The 18,609-nt window shown below is 54.4% G+C and carries 22 protein-coding genes and 1 other annotated feature; of the genes, 5 read left to right on the top strand and 17 right to left on the bottom strand.

Annotated elements, in window-relative coordinates; translation table 11 throughout:
* Window positions 1-21 precede the first annotated feature (21 nt).
* The 5 genes from asd (at window position 22) to ACKXF7_RS12055 (ending at window position 4,738) form a co-directional block, all read left to right on the top strand.
* A complete protein-coding gene (asd, locus tag ACKXF7_RS12075) occupies window positions 22-1,104 on the top strand; it encodes an aspartate-semialdehyde dehydrogenase (RefSeq protein ID WP_423741425.1) in 1,083 nt (360 codons plus the stop codon).
* A gap of 42 nt (window positions 1,105-1,146) precedes the next feature.
* Window positions 1,147-2,040, top strand: a complete 894-nt coding sequence (gene dapA, locus ACKXF7_RS12070) for a 4-hydroxy-tetrahydrodipicolinate synthase (RefSeq protein ID WP_339394879.1) — start codon at window positions 1,147-1,149, stop codon at window positions 2,038-2,040.
* A gap of 91 nt (window positions 2,041-2,131) precedes the next feature.
* Window positions 2,132-2,890, top strand: coding sequence for a 4-hydroxy-tetrahydrodipicolinate reductase (dapB, locus tag ACKXF7_RS12065; RefSeq protein ID WP_423741424.1), 759 nt, complete (start codon window positions 2,132-2,134; stop codon window positions 2,888-2,890).
* Between the two features lie 276 nt (window positions 2,891-3,166).
* Window positions 3,167-4,219 (top strand): CapA family protein, encoded by a 1,053-nt coding sequence (locus tag ACKXF7_RS12060; protein ID WP_423741423.1) that lies wholly within the window; start codon window positions 3,167-3,169, stop codon window positions 4,217-4,219.
* A 51-nt stretch (window positions 4,220-4,270) separates the two neighbouring features.
* Window positions 4,271-4,738: an ACT domain-containing protein gene (locus ACKXF7_RS12055; protein WP_423741422.1), complete on the top strand. Its 468-nt coding sequence runs from the start codon at window positions 4,271-4,273 to the stop codon at window positions 4,736-4,738.
* 134 nt (window positions 4,739-4,872) lie between these two features.
* Here ACKXF7_RS12055 and tyrS read toward each other — a convergent pair whose 3' ends face one another.
* From tyrS to ACKXF7_RS11970, 17 genes are all read right to left on the bottom strand, one after another.
* Window positions 4,873-6,093 (bottom strand): tyrosine--tRNA ligase, encoded by a 1,221-nt coding sequence (gene tyrS, locus ACKXF7_RS12050; RefSeq protein WP_423741421.1) that lies wholly within the window; start codon window positions 6,091-6,093, stop codon window positions 4,873-4,875.
* Between the two features lie 65 nt (window positions 6,094-6,158).
* Window positions 6,159-6,416, bottom strand: a binding site (T-box leader).
* A 67-nt stretch (window positions 6,417-6,483) separates the two neighbouring features.
* Entirely contained in the window at window positions 6,484-8,148 is a 1,665-nt protein-coding gene (gene recN, locus ACKXF7_RS12045) for a DNA repair protein RecN (protein WP_423741420.1), read from the bottom strand.
* Between the two features lie 15 nt (window positions 8,149-8,163).
* Window positions 8,164-8,652, bottom strand: a complete 489-nt coding sequence (locus ACKXF7_RS12040; RefSeq protein WP_339394883.1) for an arginine repressor — start codon at window positions 8,650-8,652, stop codon at window positions 8,164-8,166.
* Between the two features lie 18 nt (window positions 8,653-8,670).
* Window positions 8,671-9,522, bottom strand: a complete 852-nt coding sequence (locus tag ACKXF7_RS12035; RefSeq protein ID WP_249236646.1) for an NAD(+)/NADH kinase — start codon at window positions 9,520-9,522, stop codon at window positions 8,671-8,673.
* A 40-nt stretch (window positions 9,523-9,562) separates the two neighbouring features.
* Complete coding sequence (locus ACKXF7_RS12030; protein WP_249236647.1) at window positions 9,563-10,366, bottom strand: TlyA family RNA methyltransferase; 804 nt, start codon at window positions 10,364-10,366, stop codon at window positions 9,563-9,565.
* Window positions 10,363-12,246, bottom strand: coding sequence for a 1-deoxy-D-xylulose-5-phosphate synthase (gene dxs, locus ACKXF7_RS12025; RefSeq protein WP_423741419.1), 1,884 nt, complete (start codon window positions 12,244-12,246; stop codon window positions 10,363-10,365). Before dxs ends, ACKXF7_RS12030 begins: the two co-directional genes overlap by 4 nt.
* Window positions 12,247-12,292: 46 nt before the next feature.
* Complete coding sequence (locus ACKXF7_RS12020) at window positions 12,293-12,760, bottom strand: divergent PAP2 family protein (RefSeq protein WP_249236649.1); 468 nt, start codon at window positions 12,758-12,760, stop codon at window positions 12,293-12,295.
* A gap of 31 nt (window positions 12,761-12,791) precedes the next feature.
* Window positions 12,792-13,673 (bottom strand): polyprenyl synthetase family protein, encoded by an 882-nt coding sequence (locus tag ACKXF7_RS12015; protein ID WP_423741418.1) that lies wholly within the window; start codon window positions 13,671-13,673, stop codon window positions 12,792-12,794.
* Window positions 13,673-13,888, bottom strand: coding sequence for an exodeoxyribonuclease VII small subunit (xseB, locus tag ACKXF7_RS12010; RefSeq protein WP_249236651.1), 216 nt, complete (start codon window positions 13,886-13,888; stop codon window positions 13,673-13,675). Before xseB ends, ACKXF7_RS12015 begins: the two co-directional genes overlap by 1 nt.
* Window positions 13,866-14,453 carry an exodeoxyribonuclease VII large subunit gene (locus ACKXF7_RS12005; protein WP_423741417.1) on the bottom strand — a complete coding sequence of 196 codons (588 nt, stop codon included), beginning with the start codon at window positions 14,451-14,453 and terminating at the stop codon, window positions 13,866-13,868. Before ACKXF7_RS12005 ends, xseB begins: the two co-directional genes overlap by 23 nt.
* Window positions 14,440-15,090, bottom strand: coding sequence for an exodeoxyribonuclease VII large subunit (gene xseA, locus ACKXF7_RS12000; RefSeq protein WP_423741416.1), 651 nt, complete (start codon window positions 15,088-15,090; stop codon window positions 14,440-14,442). Before xseA ends, ACKXF7_RS12005 begins: the two co-directional genes overlap by 14 nt.
* Entirely contained in the window at window positions 15,078-16,019 is a 942-nt protein-coding gene (locus tag ACKXF7_RS11995) for a glycoprotease (RefSeq protein ID WP_423741415.1), read from the bottom strand. The genes xseA and ACKXF7_RS11995 overlap by 13 nt, the downstream gene beginning before the upstream one ends.
* Window positions 16,016-16,462, bottom strand: coding sequence for a transcription antitermination factor NusB (gene nusB / locus ACKXF7_RS11990; protein WP_249236654.1), 447 nt, complete (start codon window positions 16,460-16,462; stop codon window positions 16,016-16,018). The genes ACKXF7_RS11995 and nusB overlap by 4 nt, the downstream gene beginning before the upstream one ends.
* Window positions 16,463-16,537: 75 nt before the next feature.
* Complete coding sequence (locus ACKXF7_RS11985) at window positions 16,538-16,924, bottom strand: Asp23/Gls24 family envelope stress response protein (RefSeq protein WP_423741414.1); 387 nt, start codon at window positions 16,922-16,924, stop codon at window positions 16,538-16,540.
* A gap of 193 nt (window positions 16,925-17,117) precedes the next feature.
* Complete coding sequence (locus tag ACKXF7_RS11980; protein WP_423741413.1) at window positions 17,118-17,741, bottom strand: SpoIIIAH-like family protein; 624 nt, start codon at window positions 17,739-17,741, stop codon at window positions 17,118-17,120.
* Window positions 17,742-17,773: 32 nt separating this feature from the next.
* Entirely contained in the window at window positions 17,774-18,295 is a 522-nt protein-coding gene (locus ACKXF7_RS11975; protein ID WP_423741412.1) for a stage III sporulation protein AG, read from the bottom strand.
* Window positions 18,292-18,606 (bottom strand): hypothetical protein, encoded by a 315-nt coding sequence (locus ACKXF7_RS11970; RefSeq protein ID WP_423741411.1) that lies wholly within the window; start codon window positions 18,604-18,606, stop codon window positions 18,292-18,294. The genes ACKXF7_RS11975 and ACKXF7_RS11970 overlap by 4 nt, the downstream gene beginning before the upstream one ends.
* Between the last annotated feature and the right edge of the window lie 3 nt (window positions 18,607-18,609).

Here is an 18,609-nt window from a genome sequence, read left to right as displayed (position 1 = left end):
ACGAAAGGAAAGGTGCTGGAAATGGAAAAACAGTATAAAGTGGGTATCGTAGGTGCGACTGGTATGGTCGGTCAGCGTTTTGTGACGCTGCTGGAAAATCACCCCTGGTTCAAGCTGACCGTTCTGGCCGCATCCGGCCGCAGCGCCGGCAAGACCTATGAGGAAGCTGTCGGTTCCCGCTGGGCTATGACTGTCCCCATGCCGGAGAGCGTGAAGAAGATGATGGTTCTGGACGCTTCCAAGGTAGAGGAAGTTGCTTCGCAGGTGGATTTCATCTTCTGTGCAGTCAATATGCCCAAGGACGAGATCAAGGCTCTGGAAGAGGCTTATGCCAAGGCTGAATGCCCGGTGGTGTCCAACAACAGTGCAAACCGCTTCACCCCGGACGTGCCCATGGTGGTGCCTGAGATCAACGCCGATCACATCGAAATCATCCCCGCACAGCGCAAGCGTCTGGGCACCAAGCGCGGCTTTATTGCAGTCAAGTCCAACTGTAGCCTGCAGAGCTATGTTCCCGCACTGCACCCGCTGATGAAGGACTTCGGCGTTAGCAAGGCACTGGTGTGCACCTATCAGGCTATTTCCGGTGCAGGCAAGACCTTCGACCGTATGCCGGAGATCGTGGACAATGTGATCCCCTACATTGGCGGCGAGGAAGAAAAGAGCGAGCGCGAGCCGCTGAAGCTGTGGGGCCACATTGAGGGCGACCACATCGTCAACGCCGAGAAGCCCACCATCACTGCACAGTGCTTCCGCGTGCCTGTTTCGGATGGTCACACGGCTGCCGTGTTCGTGAGCTTTGATAAGAAGCCCACCAAGGAGCAGATCCTGGAGGCATGGGCAAACTTCCGCGGCCCCGCACAGGAGCTGAATCTGCCCAGCGCACCCAAGCAGTTCCTGCATTACTTTACCGAGCCGGATCGCCCGCAGCCCAAGCTGGACCGCAACACCGAGAACGGCATGGCTGTGTGCATCGGCCGTCTGCGCGAGGATACCCTGTTTGATTACAAGTTCGCCTGCATGAGCCACAATACTCTGCGCGGTGCCGCCGGCGGCGGTGTTCTGCTGGCCGAGCTGCTGGCCGCAAAGGGCTATTTTGACTGAGTATATTTTGCGTGCAAACGCATCAAAAGGAGTTTTTAGTCTATGAAGAATCCTGTCTTTACCGGCGCGGGTGTTGCCATTATCACCCCGATGTACGAGGACGGAAGCATCAATTTTGACGAGCTGGGCCGCATTGTTGAGGACCAGATCGCCCACGGTACCGACGCTATCGTGATCTGCGGTACCACCGGCGAGTGCTCCACCATGACCGACGAGGAACAGCTTGCTACTATCAAGTATACCGTGGACGTTGTAAACCATCGTGTGCCCGTCATTGCCGGTGCCGGCTCCAACGATACCGACCACGGCTGCGCACTGGCCGCAAAGTCTGCCGAATGCGGCGCGGACGCTCTGTTGATGGTAACACCCTACTACAACAAGACCTCTCAGGCTGGTCTGGTGGCTCACTTCACCGCCATGGCTGAGGCTGGCGGTATCCCGGTGATCGTGTACAATGTGCCCTCCCGCACCGGATTGAATATTGCACCCGAAACTGCACTGGAGCTGAGCAAGCACCCGCTGATCAACGGCATCAAAGAAGCTTCCGGCAACATTTCTCAGGTTGCAAAGATCGCCCAGCTGTGCGGAGACGAGCTGAACATCTATTCCGGTAATGACGATCAGGTGGTTCCCCTGCTCTCTCTGGGCGGCAAGGGCGTCATCAGTGTTGTCTCTAATGTCAAGCCTGAGCTGGTGCACAACTGCTGCAAGGCTTTCTTTGACGGCGATACCGCCAAGGCACGTCAGCTGCAGTTGGAAATGCTGCCGCTGGCTGATGCGCTGTTCTGTGAAGTGAATCCCATCCCGGTGAAGTATGCTATGAACGTGCTGGGCTGGGAGGCCGGCGAGTGCCGTCTGCCTCTGGTGGAGCCCAGTGACGCCCACAAGGAGCAGATTGAAAAGGCTCTGCGTGCAGAGGGTCTTATTAAGGAATAAGTTTTTTGGCTGCAAAATGCCCGGCGGAGCGCTCTGTCCGGGCATTTTGCGATATGCCGATATGCAAAGCGGGCAGGAAAGGATAAAAAATATGACAGATATTGTGATTCAGGGCATTGGCGGCCGTATGGGCCATGTGCTGTGTGATATGATCGCACAGCGTGAGGACTGCCGCGTGATCGCCGGCATCGACCTGAAGGACGGCGATCAGAACGGTATCCCCGTGTACGACAGTCTGGAAAAGCTGAACGGCAAGGGCGATGTGGTCATCGATTTCAGCTCCCCTGCGGCTGTAGAAAAGGCTCTGCCCTACTGCGAGGCCCACAAGCTGCCCATTGTGGTATGCACTACCGGCCTTTCGGAAGAGCTGCAGCTCAAGGTGGTGCAGCTGTCCCGCACCGTTCCGGTGTTCAAAAGCGCGAACATGTCCATGGGCATCAATGTGCTGTCTGAGCTGTGCAAGCGCGCTTCGGCGATTCTGGGCGCGAATTACGACATTGAGATCGTGGAACAGCACCACCACAACAAGCTGGATGCTCCCAGCGGCACTGCACTGATGCTGGCTGATGCCATCAACGAGCAGAATAATGGCGAATATCACTATGTGTACGATCGTTCCTCCGTCCGTCAGAAGCGCGACCCGAAGGAGATCGGTATCAGCTCTGTGCGCGGCGGCAGCATCGTGGGTGATCACGAAGTGCTGTTCTGCGGTCCGGATGAAGTGATCACTCTCAAGCACACCGCTTATTCCCGCAATATTTTTGCAAACGGCGCGGTAAATGCTGCTGTTTACCTTGCAAAAAAGGAGCCAGGCCTGTACAATATGGGTGATATGATCGCTGCACTGTAAACAACGATTCACCCAGATGAAAGGATGTGGCCCTGAATGAGCAAGCTTCCCGCTCAGCATTATCGGCGACGGCCTCCTACAAGGCGGCGTATGAGGAAACATGCGTTTCAAATGGTGGTCTCTGTTCTGGCCATGTTTCTGCTCTGCATTTTCTTCCTTGCATGGACATTTCCGCGGGATCTGCTTCCGTCTGCCGGTTCTGTGACAGCTATCCCAGAGCCGCCTCCCAGTCCGGCTGCAGCATCGCCAGCGGCAGAACCAGAGCCTCAGCCAGTCGTGCAGACGGTACACTTTTCTGCCACCGGCGATAATCTGATCCACTCCCCTATTTACAAGCAGGCAAAGCGCCGGGCTGCCGGAACAGAAGGCTACAGCTTTGATTACTGCTATGAACACATCGCTCCCTTCTACGCGCAGCAGGACGTGAACTGGATCAATCAGGAAACGCTCTGTACGGACGAGCTGGAGCCATCCACCTACCCGTGCTTTTCCACTCCGGGCGATTGCGCACGGGCGCTTTATCGGGCTGGTGTACGGGTGTTCAGCCTTTCCAACAATCACACTTACGATAAAGGCGCTTCCGGCATTGCTGCTACGCTGCGGTTCTGGGACAGTATGCCGGAGGATGTTGTAACGACCGGTTTGTGGAAGGGAGAAAGCGACTACGGCCGCATCCCGATGCAGACGGTCAACGGTGTGACCATTGCATATCTCTCCTATACAGAGCATACGAACGGTATTCCACAGAGCAAAGCCATGACGGCCAACATCATCTACACCAGTCAGACGGATGTGATCGAACAACAGGTCCGGTCAGCGCACCAGCTGGCAGATTTTGTAGTGGTGGGTGTGCACTGGGGCGTGGAAAACAGTCATACCGTTGTGGATGCGCAGCGTGCATTGGCACAAAGCCTTGCGGATTGGGGCGCGGATCTGATCGTAGGTACGCATCCGCATGTATTGCAGAACGCTCAATGGCTGACTGCGGCAGATGGCAGAAAGGTATTCACCGCCTATTCTCTGGGAAATTTTATCAGCACACAGGCAAAGCCGGATCAACTGGTGGGCGCACTTCTTACCGTGAAGCTTGAGAAAACAACAGAACCTGATGGCTCTGTTCACTGCACAGTGCTGGATCCCAGACTCTGGCCGACTGTAACGCATTACGACGCAGGCAAATCCAATGTGCGCACCTATCTGCTTCAGGACTACACTGCTGCGCTTGCTCAAGCGCACGGTGTGCGGAATGACTACCCGGATTTCAGTCTGGAGTGGATCCGGACGGTTGCCCGGAAAAATATAGACCCGGAATTTTTGCAGCTTACCTGAGTGAATTTTACGTTGTTGAAGCCCGCTTTTCGGGCAGAACGGAGGTTCTTTATGTACGGAGTATCGAAGATCAGCATTGAGACTAGCCTGATGATGATCAGTGTGCAGGACGTGGAGTTCAAGGGCAACAGTCTGGCACGGTATTTGCAGATTTTTGCGGATAACGGCGTGGTCGTAGATATGATCAGCCAGAGTGCACCCCATGGTACTACCATTGATTTCAGCTTTACCGCTTCCAGCAGTGATCTTCCGCTGGTGATGAAGGCCATTTCCGTTGCAAACCTGGACAAGGATGCCAAGGCTTCCCCGCTGATCAGCGTGGGCTACTCCAAGCTGAACCTGTTTGGAGAGGAAATGGTCACCAGCTGCGGCGTGGCCGCCCGTGCCCTGAATGCTCTTGCAATGGCGGGCATTGAGGTCCTGCTCATTACCACCAGTGATCTGGACATTTCCCTGCTGGTCCATGCAGAAAACGAGGATGCCGCTTATGAGGCTCTGAAGAAGGCTTATGAGCTGTAAGCTGTTTTCTTGATACAGTAAACATGAAAAGGCGCAGATGAGTCAACAAACTCACCTGCGCCTTTTGTTCTATGAAAGAATCAGCCTGCACCGTTTTTACCGGTATGCAGGCTGATTCTTTCAGGATGTTTTCATTACAGGGTGACCTTATGATAGATCTTTTTGCCCTTTTTGATCACAATGCCCTTTGCCAGCTGTTCAGCAGTAAAGCTTACAGTAGGAGCTGCGGCTTTCTCACCGTCCACCAGCACACCGCCCTGCACCACCAGACGGCGTGCCTCGCCGTTGGATGCAGCCAGACCAGCCTTGACCATCAGGGTCAGGATGCCGATGGAGCCATCGGTCAGGTCGGCCTCGGTCAGCTGAGTGGAAGGCATGTGCTCGGTATCCATGGCGTTGCCGCTGAACAGAGCGCGGGCTGCGTTCTGAGCCTTTTCGGCTTCTTCCTTGCCATGAACCATGCTGGTCAGCTCGTAAGCCAGAATTTCCTTGGCCTCGTTCAGGCGCTGATCCTTCCATGTGCTCATCTCATCGATCTGCTCCAGCGGCAGGAAGGTGAGCATCCGGATGCACTTCATCACGTCGGCGTCGCCCACATTGCGCCAGTACTGGTAGAACTCGAAGGGGCTGGTCTTATTGGGATCCAGCCAGACTGCATTGCCGGCGGTCTTGCCCATTTTCTTGCCCTGAGAATCGGTCAGCAGGGTGATCGTCATGGCATAAGCGTCTTTGCCCAGCTTACGACGGATCAGCTCTGTACCGCCCAGCATGTTGCTCCACTGGTCATCGCCGCCGAACTGCATGTTGCAGCCGTAGTGCTGGAACATATAGTAGAAGTCGTAGCTCTGCATGATCATGTAGTTGAACTCGAGGAAGGACAGGCCCTTCTCCATGCGCTGCTCGTAGCACTTGGCGCGCAGCATATTATTCACAGAGAAGCAGGCACCCACGTCACGCAGCAGTTCAACATAATTCAGGTTCAGCAGCCAGTCAGCATTGTTCAGCATCAGGGCCTTGCCATCGGAAAAATCGATGAACTTTTCCATCTGCTTTTTAAAGCAGGCCGCATTGTGAGCGATGTCTTCCTTGGTGAGCATCTTGCGCATGTCGGTACGGCCGGAAGGATCACCAATCATGGTAGTGCCGCCGCCGATCAGCGCAATGGGCTTGTTGCCTGCCATCTGCAGGCGCTTCATCAGGGTCAGGGCCATGAAATGGCCAGCGGTCAGGCTGTCGGCAGTGCAGTCAAAACCGATATAGAAGGTTGCTTTGCCGTTGTTGATCAGGTCGATGATCTCATCATCGGTGATCTGAGCCACCAGCCCGCGAGCCTTGAGTTCTTCGTACAGAGTCATAATCATTTCCTCCTGTTTGTATGGGCAGAGGGAAAATAAAACGCCCTCTGCCAAAAATAAATTTGGCAGAGGGCGAGAAAAATCGCGGTACCACCTCTGTTTGCCGTTCCCTCACAGAAACGACCTCACGAGTGCACACCCCAGAGTAGAGTGACACTCCTGCGTTTGTAACGCTCGCACGCGGCACAGCCTACTAGCCTTGTAAAGGCATTCGACCTGCAGCTCCGGGAGGTATTTCCCCTGCTGCTCTGCAGCCCCTTGCACCAACCGGGACTTCTCTGGGCAGAGCGCTTCAAGGTACTTGTTCCCTTCAACGCCATTAACAATAGCTACTTTATCACAATACCGGATACTTGTCAACCCCTGTCTCCAGCAGCAGCCGAAACAGGCTTACTGCGCTCCGAGACCCAGCATTTCCCGGGCATTTGCACGGGAAATGTCGGTCACATGGTCACCGGAGATCAAGCGGGCCAGCGCCTCCACACGGCCTTCCTCATCCAGCGGGTGAATTTCGGTATAGGTGCGGTCATTGGCCACATTTTTCTGGATCAGCAGATGGCAGTCGGCCAGTGCAGCGATCTGGGCTGTATGGGTGATGCACAAAATCTGGTGGCCCTGCGCACTCTGACGCAGAACTTCGCCGATGCGCCCAGCAGCCTTGCCGGAAACACCGCTGTCAATCTCATCATAAATCACCGTAGGCACAGCATCTTTATCTGCCATTGCGTTCTTGATGGCCAGCGTAATACGGCTCAGCTCGCCGCCAGACGCAATTTTTGCAAGGGGTTTGGGCGCCTCACCGGGATTTGTGGAAATGTAGAACTCAATGCTGTCCTGTCCATGGCTGGCCAACGGGCCGCGGGTGTGCCGCAATGTCATGCGTACACCCGGCATATTCAAAAAATCCAGCGTGCCGGAAATGCGTTTGTTCAGCGCTTCAAAAGCGTTCAGCCGCGTCTGGGTCAAGGCCTCTGCCTTTTCACGAGCCAGCGCATAAAGACGCCGCTTTTCTGCCTGCAGATGGTCGTGCCGTTCCTGAGAGGACTGGATGCGTTCCAGTTCCTCCCTTGCATTCTGTCCGAATTCGATCACATCTTCTACCGTATCACCATATTTACGCTTGAGCTTATAGATGAGATCCAGCCGCTGCTCGATCTCATCCAGCTCAGCGTCATTGGTATCGTAGGAGTCCAAACGGCCGATCAGGTCAGCAGCAACATCCTTTGCATTATAGTAAAGATCCAGCAGCTGGCTGGATGCAGCAGCAAGTGCATCGTCAAGCTGCGCTGCTGTGTCGATTGCATGGGAGGCTTCGCCCAGCAGATCGACAGCACCGGACGATTCGTCATCGCCCGAAAGCAGAGCATAACTCTGTGCGATCTTATCCCGGATAGCCGATGCATTGGCCAGAATTTTTCTGCGGCCTTCCAAGGTCTGTTCCTCGCCAGCCGTCAGCCCGGCATCTTCGATCTCCTGTACCTGATAGCTCAACAGATCGATTTTTCTCTGCTTTTCGGCCTCGTCGGTGATCATGGCATCCAGTTCTCGCTTGATGCGCACAAGCTCCCTGTACAGCACATAGTATTCCTGAAATTCTGCGTCGTTCTGTGCATAATCATCCAGAATCCCCAGATGCCTTGCCGGGTTCAGAAGTCCCACGGAGTCGTGCTGACCGTTAATGTTGATAAGTCCGCCGCACAGCTCCCGCAGGACGGACGCGGTCGCGGGCATGCCGTTGATGCGGCAGGTGCTCTTGCCCTCGGCGGTGATCTCACGGCTGAGCATCAGCGCATCCGAACGTTCGTACCCCGCCTTCTCCAGACTGTTCAGCACGGCATCCGGCACCTGTTCAAAGGCAGCACGGATGACGGCCTTGGATGCGCCCGTGCGCACAAGGTCTTTTGAAGTGCGGTTACCAAGAATGGCATTGATGGAATCGATCAGGATGGACTTACCTGCACCGGTTTCACCTGTGAGGACATTCAAACCAGGCTTGAAATGCACTTCAGCCTTCTGGATAACTGCAACATTTTCAATTTGCAGGCTGCTTAGCATATACTCTCTCCCGCATTATTTTTGTACGATGTGCCGGATCAGCTCTGAGCAGATCGTTTTTGCGTCGCGCTCTGACCGCGCAACGATCAGGAACGTGTCATCGCCTGAAAGAGTGCCAACCACATTTTTCCACTGCAGTGCGTCAAAAACTTCGCAGGCCGCATTGGCCATGCCCGAGTAGCACTTTACCAGTACAACATGCCCGGCATAATCCACGCCCAGCACAGATTCATGAAAGATCGTTTCAAAACGGCCCTGTGCCTTGGGGTTAAAACTTTCGTTCCGGCTGGAAACATAGCGGTATCCCTCGGCCGTCGCGGCTTTTACCAGACACAGCTCCCGGATATCGCGGGAAACTGTGGCCTGTGTTACCTCAAAGCCTTCTTTGGAAAGATAGTCCAACAAAACTTCCTGCCGACTGATCGGGTACTCCCGTACAAGTCGAAGGATCGCCTGCTGACGTTCTCCTTTACTTCTTACATCATCTTTGCGGCTGCGCGCCATATCAAACTCGCCTCCCGTTTATCGTCTGCTGCGAAGCTTCTGATCGATTGCCTGAAACTGATCGGCTTTTCCGAAGGTGATCAGCTTTACCACCTGATCCGAAAGCCGGACTTCAGCTGTTGCGCCGGCTTTGAGTGGATAACCGGCTGCTCCATCACAGCTGATAAAAACCTCATCGTCTGCCACCTGCCCGACACAGATGTTCAATTTACGCTCCTGCGCAAAAACCATGGCCGGGCTTGCCAGACTGTGCGGACAGATCGGCGTTACGACGACGCCTTTTGTCTGTGAATCCAGAATGGGGCCGCCCGCTGCCAGTGAATACGCGGTGGAACCCGTAGGCGTAGCAACGATGACGCCATCCCCGCGGTAGTGCTCCACAAGGATATCATCGCAGTAGATGCTGAAATCAATCGCCTGCTGCAACCGGCCTTTTGTGACCACGACGTCATTCAGTGCATGTCCCTCCCAGCCATCATGGCCCAGAACATGCACATACAGCAGCATCCGGTGATCCAGACTGAACTCTCCTCTGGCAACAGCGGAGAGTTTGGTCTCCATTTCGTTGACCTCACAAGTTGCCAGAAAACCGCAGCGTCCCAAATTGATGCCAAGGATCGGCTTTGCATACCGGAGCGACAGGTTTGCCTCATGCAAAATTGTGCCATCACCGCCGATGGTCAGGATCACATCTGAGCGCTCAAGGCATTCCTCCTGCGGCAGATAGACCACACCCGCGGTACTGCATTCCGCACACAATTCTTTGCACATCAGAACAGCCGCACCATGCGTCAACAGGATCTGTGCCGCACGCAGCGCGATCTCATTGGCAGAAGTTTTGCCGGGGTTCGGCGAAATATAGATCGTCATACCGGAAGCTCCTTTTGCATTTGAATTTTTTGCGTATCCCTCAGCGGTCCAGCGTACTGTGGCTTGCAGCTACTACCTGTTCTACAGCACTGTCGTCCAGCACGGCAGGCTCTGTACTCTTCTGCACGAACATCAAATATTCAATATTGCCTTCCGGGCCCTTCACCGGACTGAAATCCAGCCCGCGCACAACAAAGCCGTTTGCAGCAGCATAACCCATTGCATTGTGCAGAACCTCACGGTGGGTAGCCGGGTCGCGCACAACACCGTTTTTGCCCACTTTTTCGCGGCCTGCCTCAAACTGAGGCTTAACCAGACAAACGCCCATGGCATCCGGTGTGGTGATGGCCTGTGCCACCGGGAAAATGTGATGCAGTGAAATAAAAGAGACATCCACACTGAAAAACTCGATGGGCTCTGCCAGATCTTCCAGCGTGACATTGCGGATGTTCGTGCGTTCCATATTCACAACACGTTCATCGGTGCGCAGACTCCATGCAAGCTGACCATAGCCGACATCCACGGCATAGACCTTGGTGGCACCATTCTGCAGCATACAGTCCGTAAAGCCGCCTGTAGATGCACCAATATCCATGCAGACTTTACCATTCGGCGTCAGCGGAAAACACTGCATGGCTTTTTCCAGCTTCAGACCGCCGCGGCTCACATAACCGATATCATGTCCGCGCACTTCTACCTTGGCATCCTCTTTGATCATTTCGCCGGCCTTGTCCACCTTCTGTTCATTGACAAATACGATGCCGGACATGATCAATGCCTTTGCACGCTCCCGGCTCTGTGTCAGGCCATGCTGAACAAGATATTGATCCAACCGAATCTTCACGATAAACTTTCTCCTTTCGTCACGGCCATCTGAACCGTCTGTACAAGGCTGGCAGCATCCAGTCCTGTTGCCTGTTTGATCTGCGCCACACTGGCATGAGGAAGACGCACATCCCGCACAGAAAGATGGATAAAACATCCATTCCATCCTTTTTGCTGCAAAGCACACTCCAAATGCTCACCGATGCTTCCGTTTGCAATGCATTCTTCCGCAAACAGTATTTTCTGATATTTTATCAGTTCATCGAGAACTTTTTCTGTAAAGGGATATAGCTTTACAAGCTTCAGCACGTCACACACGATATCTTTTTGCTTCAGTTCCTGTGCAGCCTGTAAAACATCGGTCAATTCATCCGCATAACTCACCAGAACGATTGTTGCATTCTCGTTCTTATGCAGATAATCATACTCCTGACCGCTGCAGCCAAATCCTGCCAGCACAGCGTCCTGTCCACCGCGCGGATAACGGATCGCACGCGGGCCATGGAAGCGGTCGCTCAGCAGCTGCTGCAGCCAGTAGGTCAGTTCCTGGTAATTGGAAGGTGCATACAACGGGATATTGATCTGGCTCAGAAAAGCCGGGTCATAGATTCCCTGATGGGTCTCGCCGTCCCCGGGAACAAAGCCTGCGCGGTCGATCGCAAACACCACATTTTCCTGCAGCAAATTGACATCGTGAATGATCTGATCATAGGAGCGCTGCAGAAAGGTGGAATAAATGCAGACTACCGGCAGCATTCCCTGACTTGCAAGGCCTGCTGCAAAGGTGACAGCGTGCTGCTCTGCCATTCCGACATCAAAAAAGCGTGTTGGATGGCTGTGTGCAAAAAACTGAAGACCGGTGCCATATTTCATCGCTGCTGTAATGGCACAGAGATTCTGATTTTTCTCCCCTTCTGTCACGAGTGCTTTGCCAAATACAGTTGAGAATGACTCCTTGGGCGCCACTTCCGGGTCGGGCATCCCGTCCAGATCGAAAGCAGAAACTCCGTGATAGTTGCCGGGATTCACTTCGGCGGGCTGATAGCCCTTACCTTTTTTCGTGATAACATGCAAAAAGTGCGGTCCCGGCCGACTGCGGAGCGTGCGGAGTGTGCGTTCCAGCTCTTCCACATTGTGGCCATCCACAGGGCCAAGATACTGGAACCCCATATCCTCGAACATCGTGGAGTGGTACATCGCACGGCGCAGGAGCGTTTTACAATCGGTGAGGGTTTTTTTCAGCGGGGTGCCCACCAGCGGAACGGCATCCAAAAAACTGCGCACATTATCCTTGGCATCCACATAGGCGGTGGTCGTACGCAGATGGGTCAAATAACGGGCAAGCGCACCAACATTCTTAGAGATCGACATTTTATTGTCGTTCAGGATCACAAGCAGGTTGTCCAGATGCTCGATGTTGTTCATGCCCTCGTAGACCATGCCGCCGGTAAAGGCGCCGTCGCCGATCACTGCCACAACAAGCCCCTGCTCATGATGCAGCTTTTTGGCCCATGCCATGCCAATAGCAAGCGAAAGGGCTGTGTTGCCATGCCCGGCAATAAATGCATCGTGCACACTTTCGTTCGGGTTTGGAAATCCGGAGATGCCGTCCAACTGACGAAGCTGCTCAAACTGTCCGCGCCGTCCTGTAAGGATCTTATGGGTGTAGCATTGATGGCCCACATCGAATACGATCTTATCCTGCGGGGTCTCCAGCACGCGGTGCAATGCCACTGTAAGCTCTACCATACCAAGGTTCGACGCCAGATGTCCACCGGTTTTAGAGATGTTTTTCAGCAGAAAGCTGCGGATCTCCTCACAAAGCTGTTCTACCTGCTTTTCATTTAATTGTTTTAAATCTGCGGGCTGATTGATGCTGTCCAGCAGCAATACTCCCATAAAATCACACGTCCTTCAAATGCAGAGTCTAGGCCGATGCCATACATCACACCAGCGGATACAGAAAACCAACTGCTATACCCACCAGAACGCCTGCCACTACCTGCAGCGGTGTATGGCCGACCATTTCCTTCAGATGCATATTCTGAAGGAACGGTGCGTTCTTTTCGCTGATGTCGATCCACTGATCGATCATCTGATTGAGCACCTTGGCCTGCTCGCCGGTCTCATGCCGCACGCCCATTGCATCGTGCATCGTGATGATCGCCACAACGCTCGCCACGGCAAAAATAGCAGAATCAACACCTACACAGCGCCCGGTAGCAATAACCATTGCACAGACCGTTGCGCTGTGCGCGCTGGGCATGCCGCCATCGCCCCACATGCGCTCCAGCTGGAATTTACCCAGCAGGATAAAATTGATAACGGTTTTGAGCACCTGGGCCACAAACCAGCCAAGCAGGGAAACCGTCAGGATCTGATTGAACGACAGGATGTTTTGAATAAACTGCATAGTCTTTTTCCTTTATTCTGTATGGATCGTTTTAGTTTTTGCGCACAAGAAGCTGTTGTGCAAGCTGTTCCAGAAATGCAGCCTTGCCGCCAAAGTTCCGGCGCAGCTCTGTACAGGTCTCATTGTTCAGATCCTGTGCAAGCTGCATAGCTCCTTCTGCGCCATAAAGGGTCACGAAAGTAGTCTTGCCATTCTCGCTGTCGCTGCCGATGGGCTTGCCCAGCTGTTCCGGAGTACTGGTAACATCCAGCACATCGTCCACGATCTGAAAAACCAGCCCCAGACCGTAAGCATAGTGCTCCAGCGCCCGGCACTGAGCGTCATCTGCCCTTGCAGCAGCAGCACCCATCTGAACCGCCGCATTGATCAGTGCGCCCGTTTTGTTGCGGTGGATCAGCCGGAGCTGCTCTTCCGTAGCGGCCAGCGCTTCGTACTTCAGATCCAGCTCCTGTCCATAGACCATACCGCGGCTGCCCGCACCTGCACTCAGTGCAGCTGCGGCCCGTACACAGACATCGGCATCTGCCGGGGCATTGGCAATCACTTCAAACGCCTCTGTCAAAAGAACATCGCCGGCCAGCATAGCGGTCGCCTCGTCAAAAGCTTTATGGCAGGAAGGTCTGCCACGGCGCAGATCATCATTATCCATGCAGGGCAGATCATCATGGATGAGCGAGTAGCAATGCAGCATTTCCACTGCAGCCGCAAACTGCTCTGCCGCCTGCATATTACCGCCCAGCATATCACAGACACTGAGCACCAGAACGGCGCGGACCCGCTTGCCGCCGCCCATCAGACTGTAGCGTGCTGCACGGCACACCTCAGACTCTTCCGGCAGAAAGTGGGCACAGGCATGTTCCAGTGCGGACATTGCCTGTGCAAGGTAACTCTGATACTGCTCTTTGTGATTCATCAGCTTTCCTCCTGCACTGTACCTGCAAGCTTTGCATCGATCTCGCTGATCTGCAGAGATGTCTTTTCCAATGCAGCATGGCAATACTCCATCAGAGAAGCTGCTTCTGCGTACAGCTTGACCGAATCTGCAAGGGTGGTTTCTTCACTCTGCATCTGAACAAGGATCGTATTCAGCCGTTCCATGCCCTCTTCAAAACTTTTGGGTGTTCTCATTGATCTCCTCCACCGCTTCTACCCGGCATTTTGCCCGGTGAGAAACGCTGCGAACATATATTGTTTTTTCCGGCTGCAGATTTTCTGCATCCAGAATGGCTCCATTTGCTGTTGTGACCATAGCATAGCCGCGGGCCAGCACCTTATAGGGGTTCAGTGACCCGGCAAGCGCTGCGGCATGCTGGAGCTGAAGCTCTGCATCATTCTGCTGCGTCTGCATCTGCTGCCGGATCTCATCTTTCGCCTGCTGCAGCAGGTCATGCTTTTTTTGCCAGCTTTGGTGTGCAGGCCCCTGCTCCAACACAAAGTTGTATTGTTCCAGACCATTATAGCATAAATCGAAACGATTTTGCATATTTTTACGAATATTTTGCTGCAAATCCAGTAATATCCGTTTCTGCTCTTCCCGATCCGGCACGGCAAGCTCTGCCGCAGCGGAAGGTGTAGGGGCTCTCCGGTCGGCTACAAAGTCCAGGATCGTATAGTCGATCTCATGGCCGATCGCGCTGATCAGTGGTTTTTTGCAGCGGTAGGCCGCCCGTGCGATCACTTCAGCATTGAACACCCACAGATTCTTCCCTGCTGCCGCCGCCGCGGGCCACGATGATCTCGTCCACCTCTTTGCGCTGGTCCAGCTTCCGGATTGCATCTGCGACCTGCTGTGCTGCCTCAAAGCCCTGCACCGTTACCGGACACAAAAGCAGCTGTACCGAGGGCCAGCGCCGGGTGAGTACATTGCGGATATCCTGCAATGCGGCTCCCGTTTTGCTGGTGACAACACCAATGCATTTAGGGAATGCCGGCAGCGGCTTTTTATGTTCCGGGGCAAACAGGCCCTCCTGCTCCAGCTTTGCTTTGAGCTGCTCCAATGCAAGCTGTGCGGCACCAACGCCATCCGGAAACATATCGTTCACATACAGCTGAAAGGCACCGTCACGCTCATAAAGGGTCGCACGGCAGCGTACCACAACGCGCATCCCCTCTTCCGGGCGGAAGGCAAGACGGCGGGCATCTGCACGGAACATTACAGCCTTCACACTGCTGGCTTCATCCCGCAGGGAAAAATAGCAGTGGCCGCTGCGTGCGTTCTGTACAAAGTTTGCGATCTCACCGCGCAGGGCAATGTCAAACAGGATGTCGTTTGCATCCAGCAGCATTTTAACGTAGTGGTTCAGGGCCGAAACGGTAATCACTTCAGCCATAATCCGGCCTCCCGTGCTGCAAGGATCGAAACGCCGATGGCATTATCGCTGGAATACATTCCCGGCACAAAATACACCTGCGGCAGCCGCTTGTTCACCCATGCGCGGATGATATCGCTGCTCATCACGCCGCCGGCACAGACCACCGGAAGACCGGGGTATTCCTTCTGCGCGGCCTTTGTCATTTTGACCACTGTATCTGCCACACAGAGCAAACAATATTTGCAGACATACTCCGGCGTTTTGCCTGCGGCCAGCAAACCGTTGCACTGGTTTTCCAGCCCGGAAAGGCTGCACTGCATTCCCTTTACACTGGACTTCGGCCGGATCTCTTCCCCGCACTGCGCAGCCAGACGGGAAACTTCAGCACCCGCCGGGAATCCAAAGCCCAGTTTGACCCCCACACGATCCACAGCCTGTCCGGCGTAGAGATCGGTGCTGGTGCCAAGAGTCGTGATCTGACGCACCTGATCGCAGAGCAGCAGGTCCGTCGTACCGCCGGAAATATGGAACAGCAGAACTTTTTCAGCAAACAACTGTTCCCCCTTGGCTGCAAACAGTGCTGCCGCAGCGTGACCCTGCTGATGGGTGGTCCGCACAAGAGGGATGCCCTTTGCCTGCGCAAAGGCTGCAGCCGCACTGACGCCCGCCAGAAAGCATGGCATATAGCTGCCCTCCACTGGGCGCGGCTTCTGCGACACTCCGACAGCATCGATCTTTGTCAGATCAAATTCCTGCGCAAGCTCCTGCATCATTTCCGGCAGCGCGACCGTATGATGAAACAGTGCATCGCTCTGCCGCAGGCCCAGCTGGCCTTCTTTTACCGGCAGAAAACGTTTTTTTGCGCAAACAACCTCTCCAGCTGTATCAAACACTGCCAGAGAGGTTGCGTAGTTGCTTGTATCAATGCCAAGCGTATAGCGGCTCACTGTTCGGCCTGCTCCGCTGCGGCATCTGCATCCAGACCATGATCCCGGGCCACTGCGCCAAGCAGACCGTTCACGAACTGGTAATCTTCGTCTGCACCATACTTTTTGGTCAGCTCGACCGCCTCGTTGATGGCGACGCCGGGCTTGTTCTCACCGCCAAACAGCATTTCTGCAATTGCCAGACGAAGAACTGTCAGGCTCACCCGGGGCAGACGCTCCATGGTCCAGTTGCGCAGATGTGCGCGGATCTCGTCGTCCACTTCGGCAGAATGATCGTAGTATGCATTCAGCAGATGCTTGCTGAAGCCATCCACCGGATGTTCTTCATCGTTTTCTTCGTGGTTGATGATGGCTTCTGCCAGCGGGATATCACCAAAGGTCTGCGAAAATGCCAGCAAAAATGCATTCTCGCGGGCTTCTCTACGGGGCAAAATATTTTCCATAATGTTCCTCTCGCAACACGAACCCCCTCTGCCTGAAGCGGCAGAGAGGATCGGTCTTTCCTGTTTGATTTTGTTTTATTCCTGCGTTGCTGCAGCATCTGCCAGACCGGCAATGACCAGATTGACCCGGCTCACCGTAACATTGGTCATGTTCTGCACAGCGGTCTTCACGTTTTCCTGTACCTTTTCTGCCACGGCAGGGATTCGTGCTCCAAAGCTTACCATCAGGTTCAGGGTGATGCTTGCGGTACCATCCCGCATCTCCACCGTGACCGGAGACTGGATGCTGGAAGCTTCCAGCAGATCCTTGAGCTTTTTATTCTGCTTGCCGCAGGAGACCTCAGCAACGCCGTCAATTTCCAACGCTGCACAGCGTGCGATCTTGCCAATAACCTCGGTGGAGATCTGAAGGCTGCCGCCCTGAAGATTCGTATTCTGAAAATCCATTGTGTTGTCCTCCATCCAAAAGCGGGCAGTCCGCCTGCTTTTTCCTGTTTAAAATGGTCCTGCCTGAAACGATCAATGCCATACGCAGGACAACATCATGCTTGATTGATAGAGTTATTATACCATCAAAGCGGGGGTGATTTCAATACTTGTTTGGGAAAACTCTGCCTTCTGCAGCTATGCTGGGACAAAATGGCAGGACTGTGTCTTATTTGACCTCCACCACTGTGATATTCTGTGCCGTCACACTGCTTTTGCTCAGCACCACATCGCGGATCTGTGCCACCTGCGCGGCAGTGAGCGGCTGACCGGAGGTCATAACGGTCAGATCTGCCCGGCCGGACTGCAAAAAGCACAGGCAGTCGGCAAAGCCTTTGGCTCTGATCAGGGTCTCGATCTCATTTTCTGCATTCAGGTCTTCCAGATTCGCTGTCAGCTGGGAGGTGTATTCCTTCTTTTCTTCTGCGGAAAGAGAGGAAGCCTTCATCGTCTTTTTAATGGAGTCCATCGCTTCATCGTGGGCTTTCTGTCGTTTGAGACGGGCCTGCTCAAAGAACTTTGCACCGCTGTCGCTGGCAACACTTACCAGCTGCGCCTCGCCATAATTTTTATTTGCACTGGAAACCGCTTCCGCTTCGGTAGGCAGTTCATCCAGAATGGCATCGGCCTGCACCGGAACATCCTCCACCTGCGCCGCGACAGCAGCAGTGCTTTCCAGCTTCGCAGGTACATCGCTGCGGGCATACTGCCAGTTTAAGTACACGGCGATCACCAGCGCTGCGGCCAGTGTAACGGCAGTAGCTTTGCGGGTATTTCCAGAAAGTGCTCTCATAGATCGTTCCTCCTTATAAAAGTTTCCGGGACTCAGCCCTTGCGCTGCTCCACACAAATGTGATTGGACGGCAGATCCAGCAATGCGCTCACCAGCTCTGTGATCCGGGCCGCGATCCGGACATCACCGCCGCCCTCGCACAGCACTGCCACGCCGCAGACCTGCGGCACGCAGACCGTCTCAGTCAGGGCAGAACCATCCTCCAGCAAGACATGCGTCTGCTGCGACTGCATATCTCCGGACTGCGTGTCCAATGCATAGATCATTTCCTCCCCGGTCCCCAGTGTGACCATCACAGTGGTCTTGCCCGCACCGCTCATATGAGAGATCAGCCGTTCCAGCCGCTCCTCCAATTGTGCCTGATATTCGGTGCTGCTTTGTGTGCTTTTGGCTTTCTGGGTGCTGCCTGCCGCAGAAGGCTGCGGGAAAAGCTCCGACAGCAGGATCAACAGCATCGCCAGCAATCCTACTGCAGCCGCAAGCCTTGCCCTGCCCTGCTTTCCTTTGCATTTTTCGGCAAAGAGACGGATGGAAAAGCCCTCTGTTTCTTTCATCCGACTTCCTCCTGAATCTCCCATACCGATGCCGTGCCGAGTGCTTCCTGCAGATATGCGGCGACCTGCTGCTTTTCTGCGTCGGTACATTCTGATAGGATGGTAAAACCTGCAGATCCAGCCTGTACGGTCTGCCCCTCCTGCGTCAGCGTGATGTCCAGCTCTATCGGTACCCCAAAGCGCTGCATACACTCTGTCCGCAGGGAGCTTTCCAGCCGCTCCTGCGCTTTCTGCAGGATCGATATTTCGGCACTCTGGATACGGACAGAGGACGGTACCGCCTCCATGGCGCTTTTCAGTTCCGGCTTCACACC

Origin of the sequence: Faecalibacterium sp. 7 (assembly GCF_049562865.1) — a bacterium.
GTDB lineage: Bacteria > Bacillota > Clostridia > Oscillospirales > Ruminococcaceae > Faecalibacterium > Faecalibacterium wellingii.
This window is presented reverse-complemented; position numbering and strand designations above follow the sequence as displayed.

Coding starts and splice junctions, on each gene's coding strand:
- asd (WP_423741425.1), top strand. CDS start 22: ATGGAAAAACAGTATAAAGTGGGTATCGTAGGTGCGACTGGTATGGTC.
- dapA (WP_339394879.1), top strand. CDS start 1,147: ATGAAGAATCCTGTCTTTACCGGCGCGGGTGTTGCCATTATCACCCCG.
- dapB (WP_423741424.1), top strand. CDS start 2,132: ATGACAGATATTGTGATTCAGGGCATTGGCGGCCGTATGGGCCATGTG.
- ACKXF7_RS12055 (WP_423741422.1), top strand. CDS start 4,271: ATGTACGGAGTATCGAAGATCAGCATTGAGACTAGCCTGATGATGATC.
- tyrS (WP_423741421.1), bottom strand. CDS start 6,093: ATGACTCTGTACGAAGAACTCAAGGCTCGCGGGCTGGTGGCTCAGATC.
- recN (WP_423741420.1), bottom strand. CDS start 8,148: ATGCTAAGCAGCCTGCAAATTGAAAATGTTGCAGTTATCCAGAAGGCT.
- ACKXF7_RS12040 (WP_339394883.1), bottom strand. CDS start 8,652: ATGGCGCGCAGCCGCAAAGATGATGTAAGAAGTAAAGGAGAACGTCAG.
- ACKXF7_RS12035 (WP_249236646.1), bottom strand. CDS start 9,522: ATGACGATCTATATTTCGCCGAACCCCGGCAAAACTTCTGCCAATGAG.
- dxs (WP_423741419.1), bottom strand. CDS start 12,246: ATGGGAGTATTGCTGCTGGACAGCATCAATCAGCCCGCAGATTTAAAA.
- ACKXF7_RS12020 (WP_249236649.1), bottom strand. CDS start 12,760: ATGCAGTTTATTCAAAACATCCTGTCGTTCAATCAGATCCTGACGGTT.
- ACKXF7_RS12015 (WP_423741418.1), bottom strand. CDS start 13,673: ATGAATCACAAAGAGCAGTATCAGAGTTACCTTGCACAGGCAATGTCC.
- xseB (WP_249236651.1), bottom strand. CDS start 13,888: ATGAGAACACCCAAAAGTTTTGAAGAGGGCATGGAACGGCTGAATACG.
- xseA (WP_423741416.1), bottom strand. CDS start 15,090: ATGGCTGAAGTGATTACCGTTTCGGCCCTGAACCACTACGTTAAAATG.
- nusB (WP_249236654.1), bottom strand. CDS start 16,462: ATGGAAAATATTTTGCCCCGTAGAGAAGCCCGCGAGAATGCATTTTTG.
- ACKXF7_RS11985 (WP_423741414.1), bottom strand. CDS start 16,924: ATGGAGGACAACACAATGGATTTTCAGAATACGAATCTTCAGGGCGGC.
- ACKXF7_RS11980 (WP_423741413.1), bottom strand. CDS start 17,741: ATGAGAGCACTTTCTGGAAATACCCGCAAAGCTACTGCCGTTACACTG.
- ACKXF7_RS11975 (WP_423741412.1), bottom strand. CDS start 18,295: ATGAAAGAAACAGAGGGCTTTTCCATCCGTCTCTTTGCCGAAAAATGC.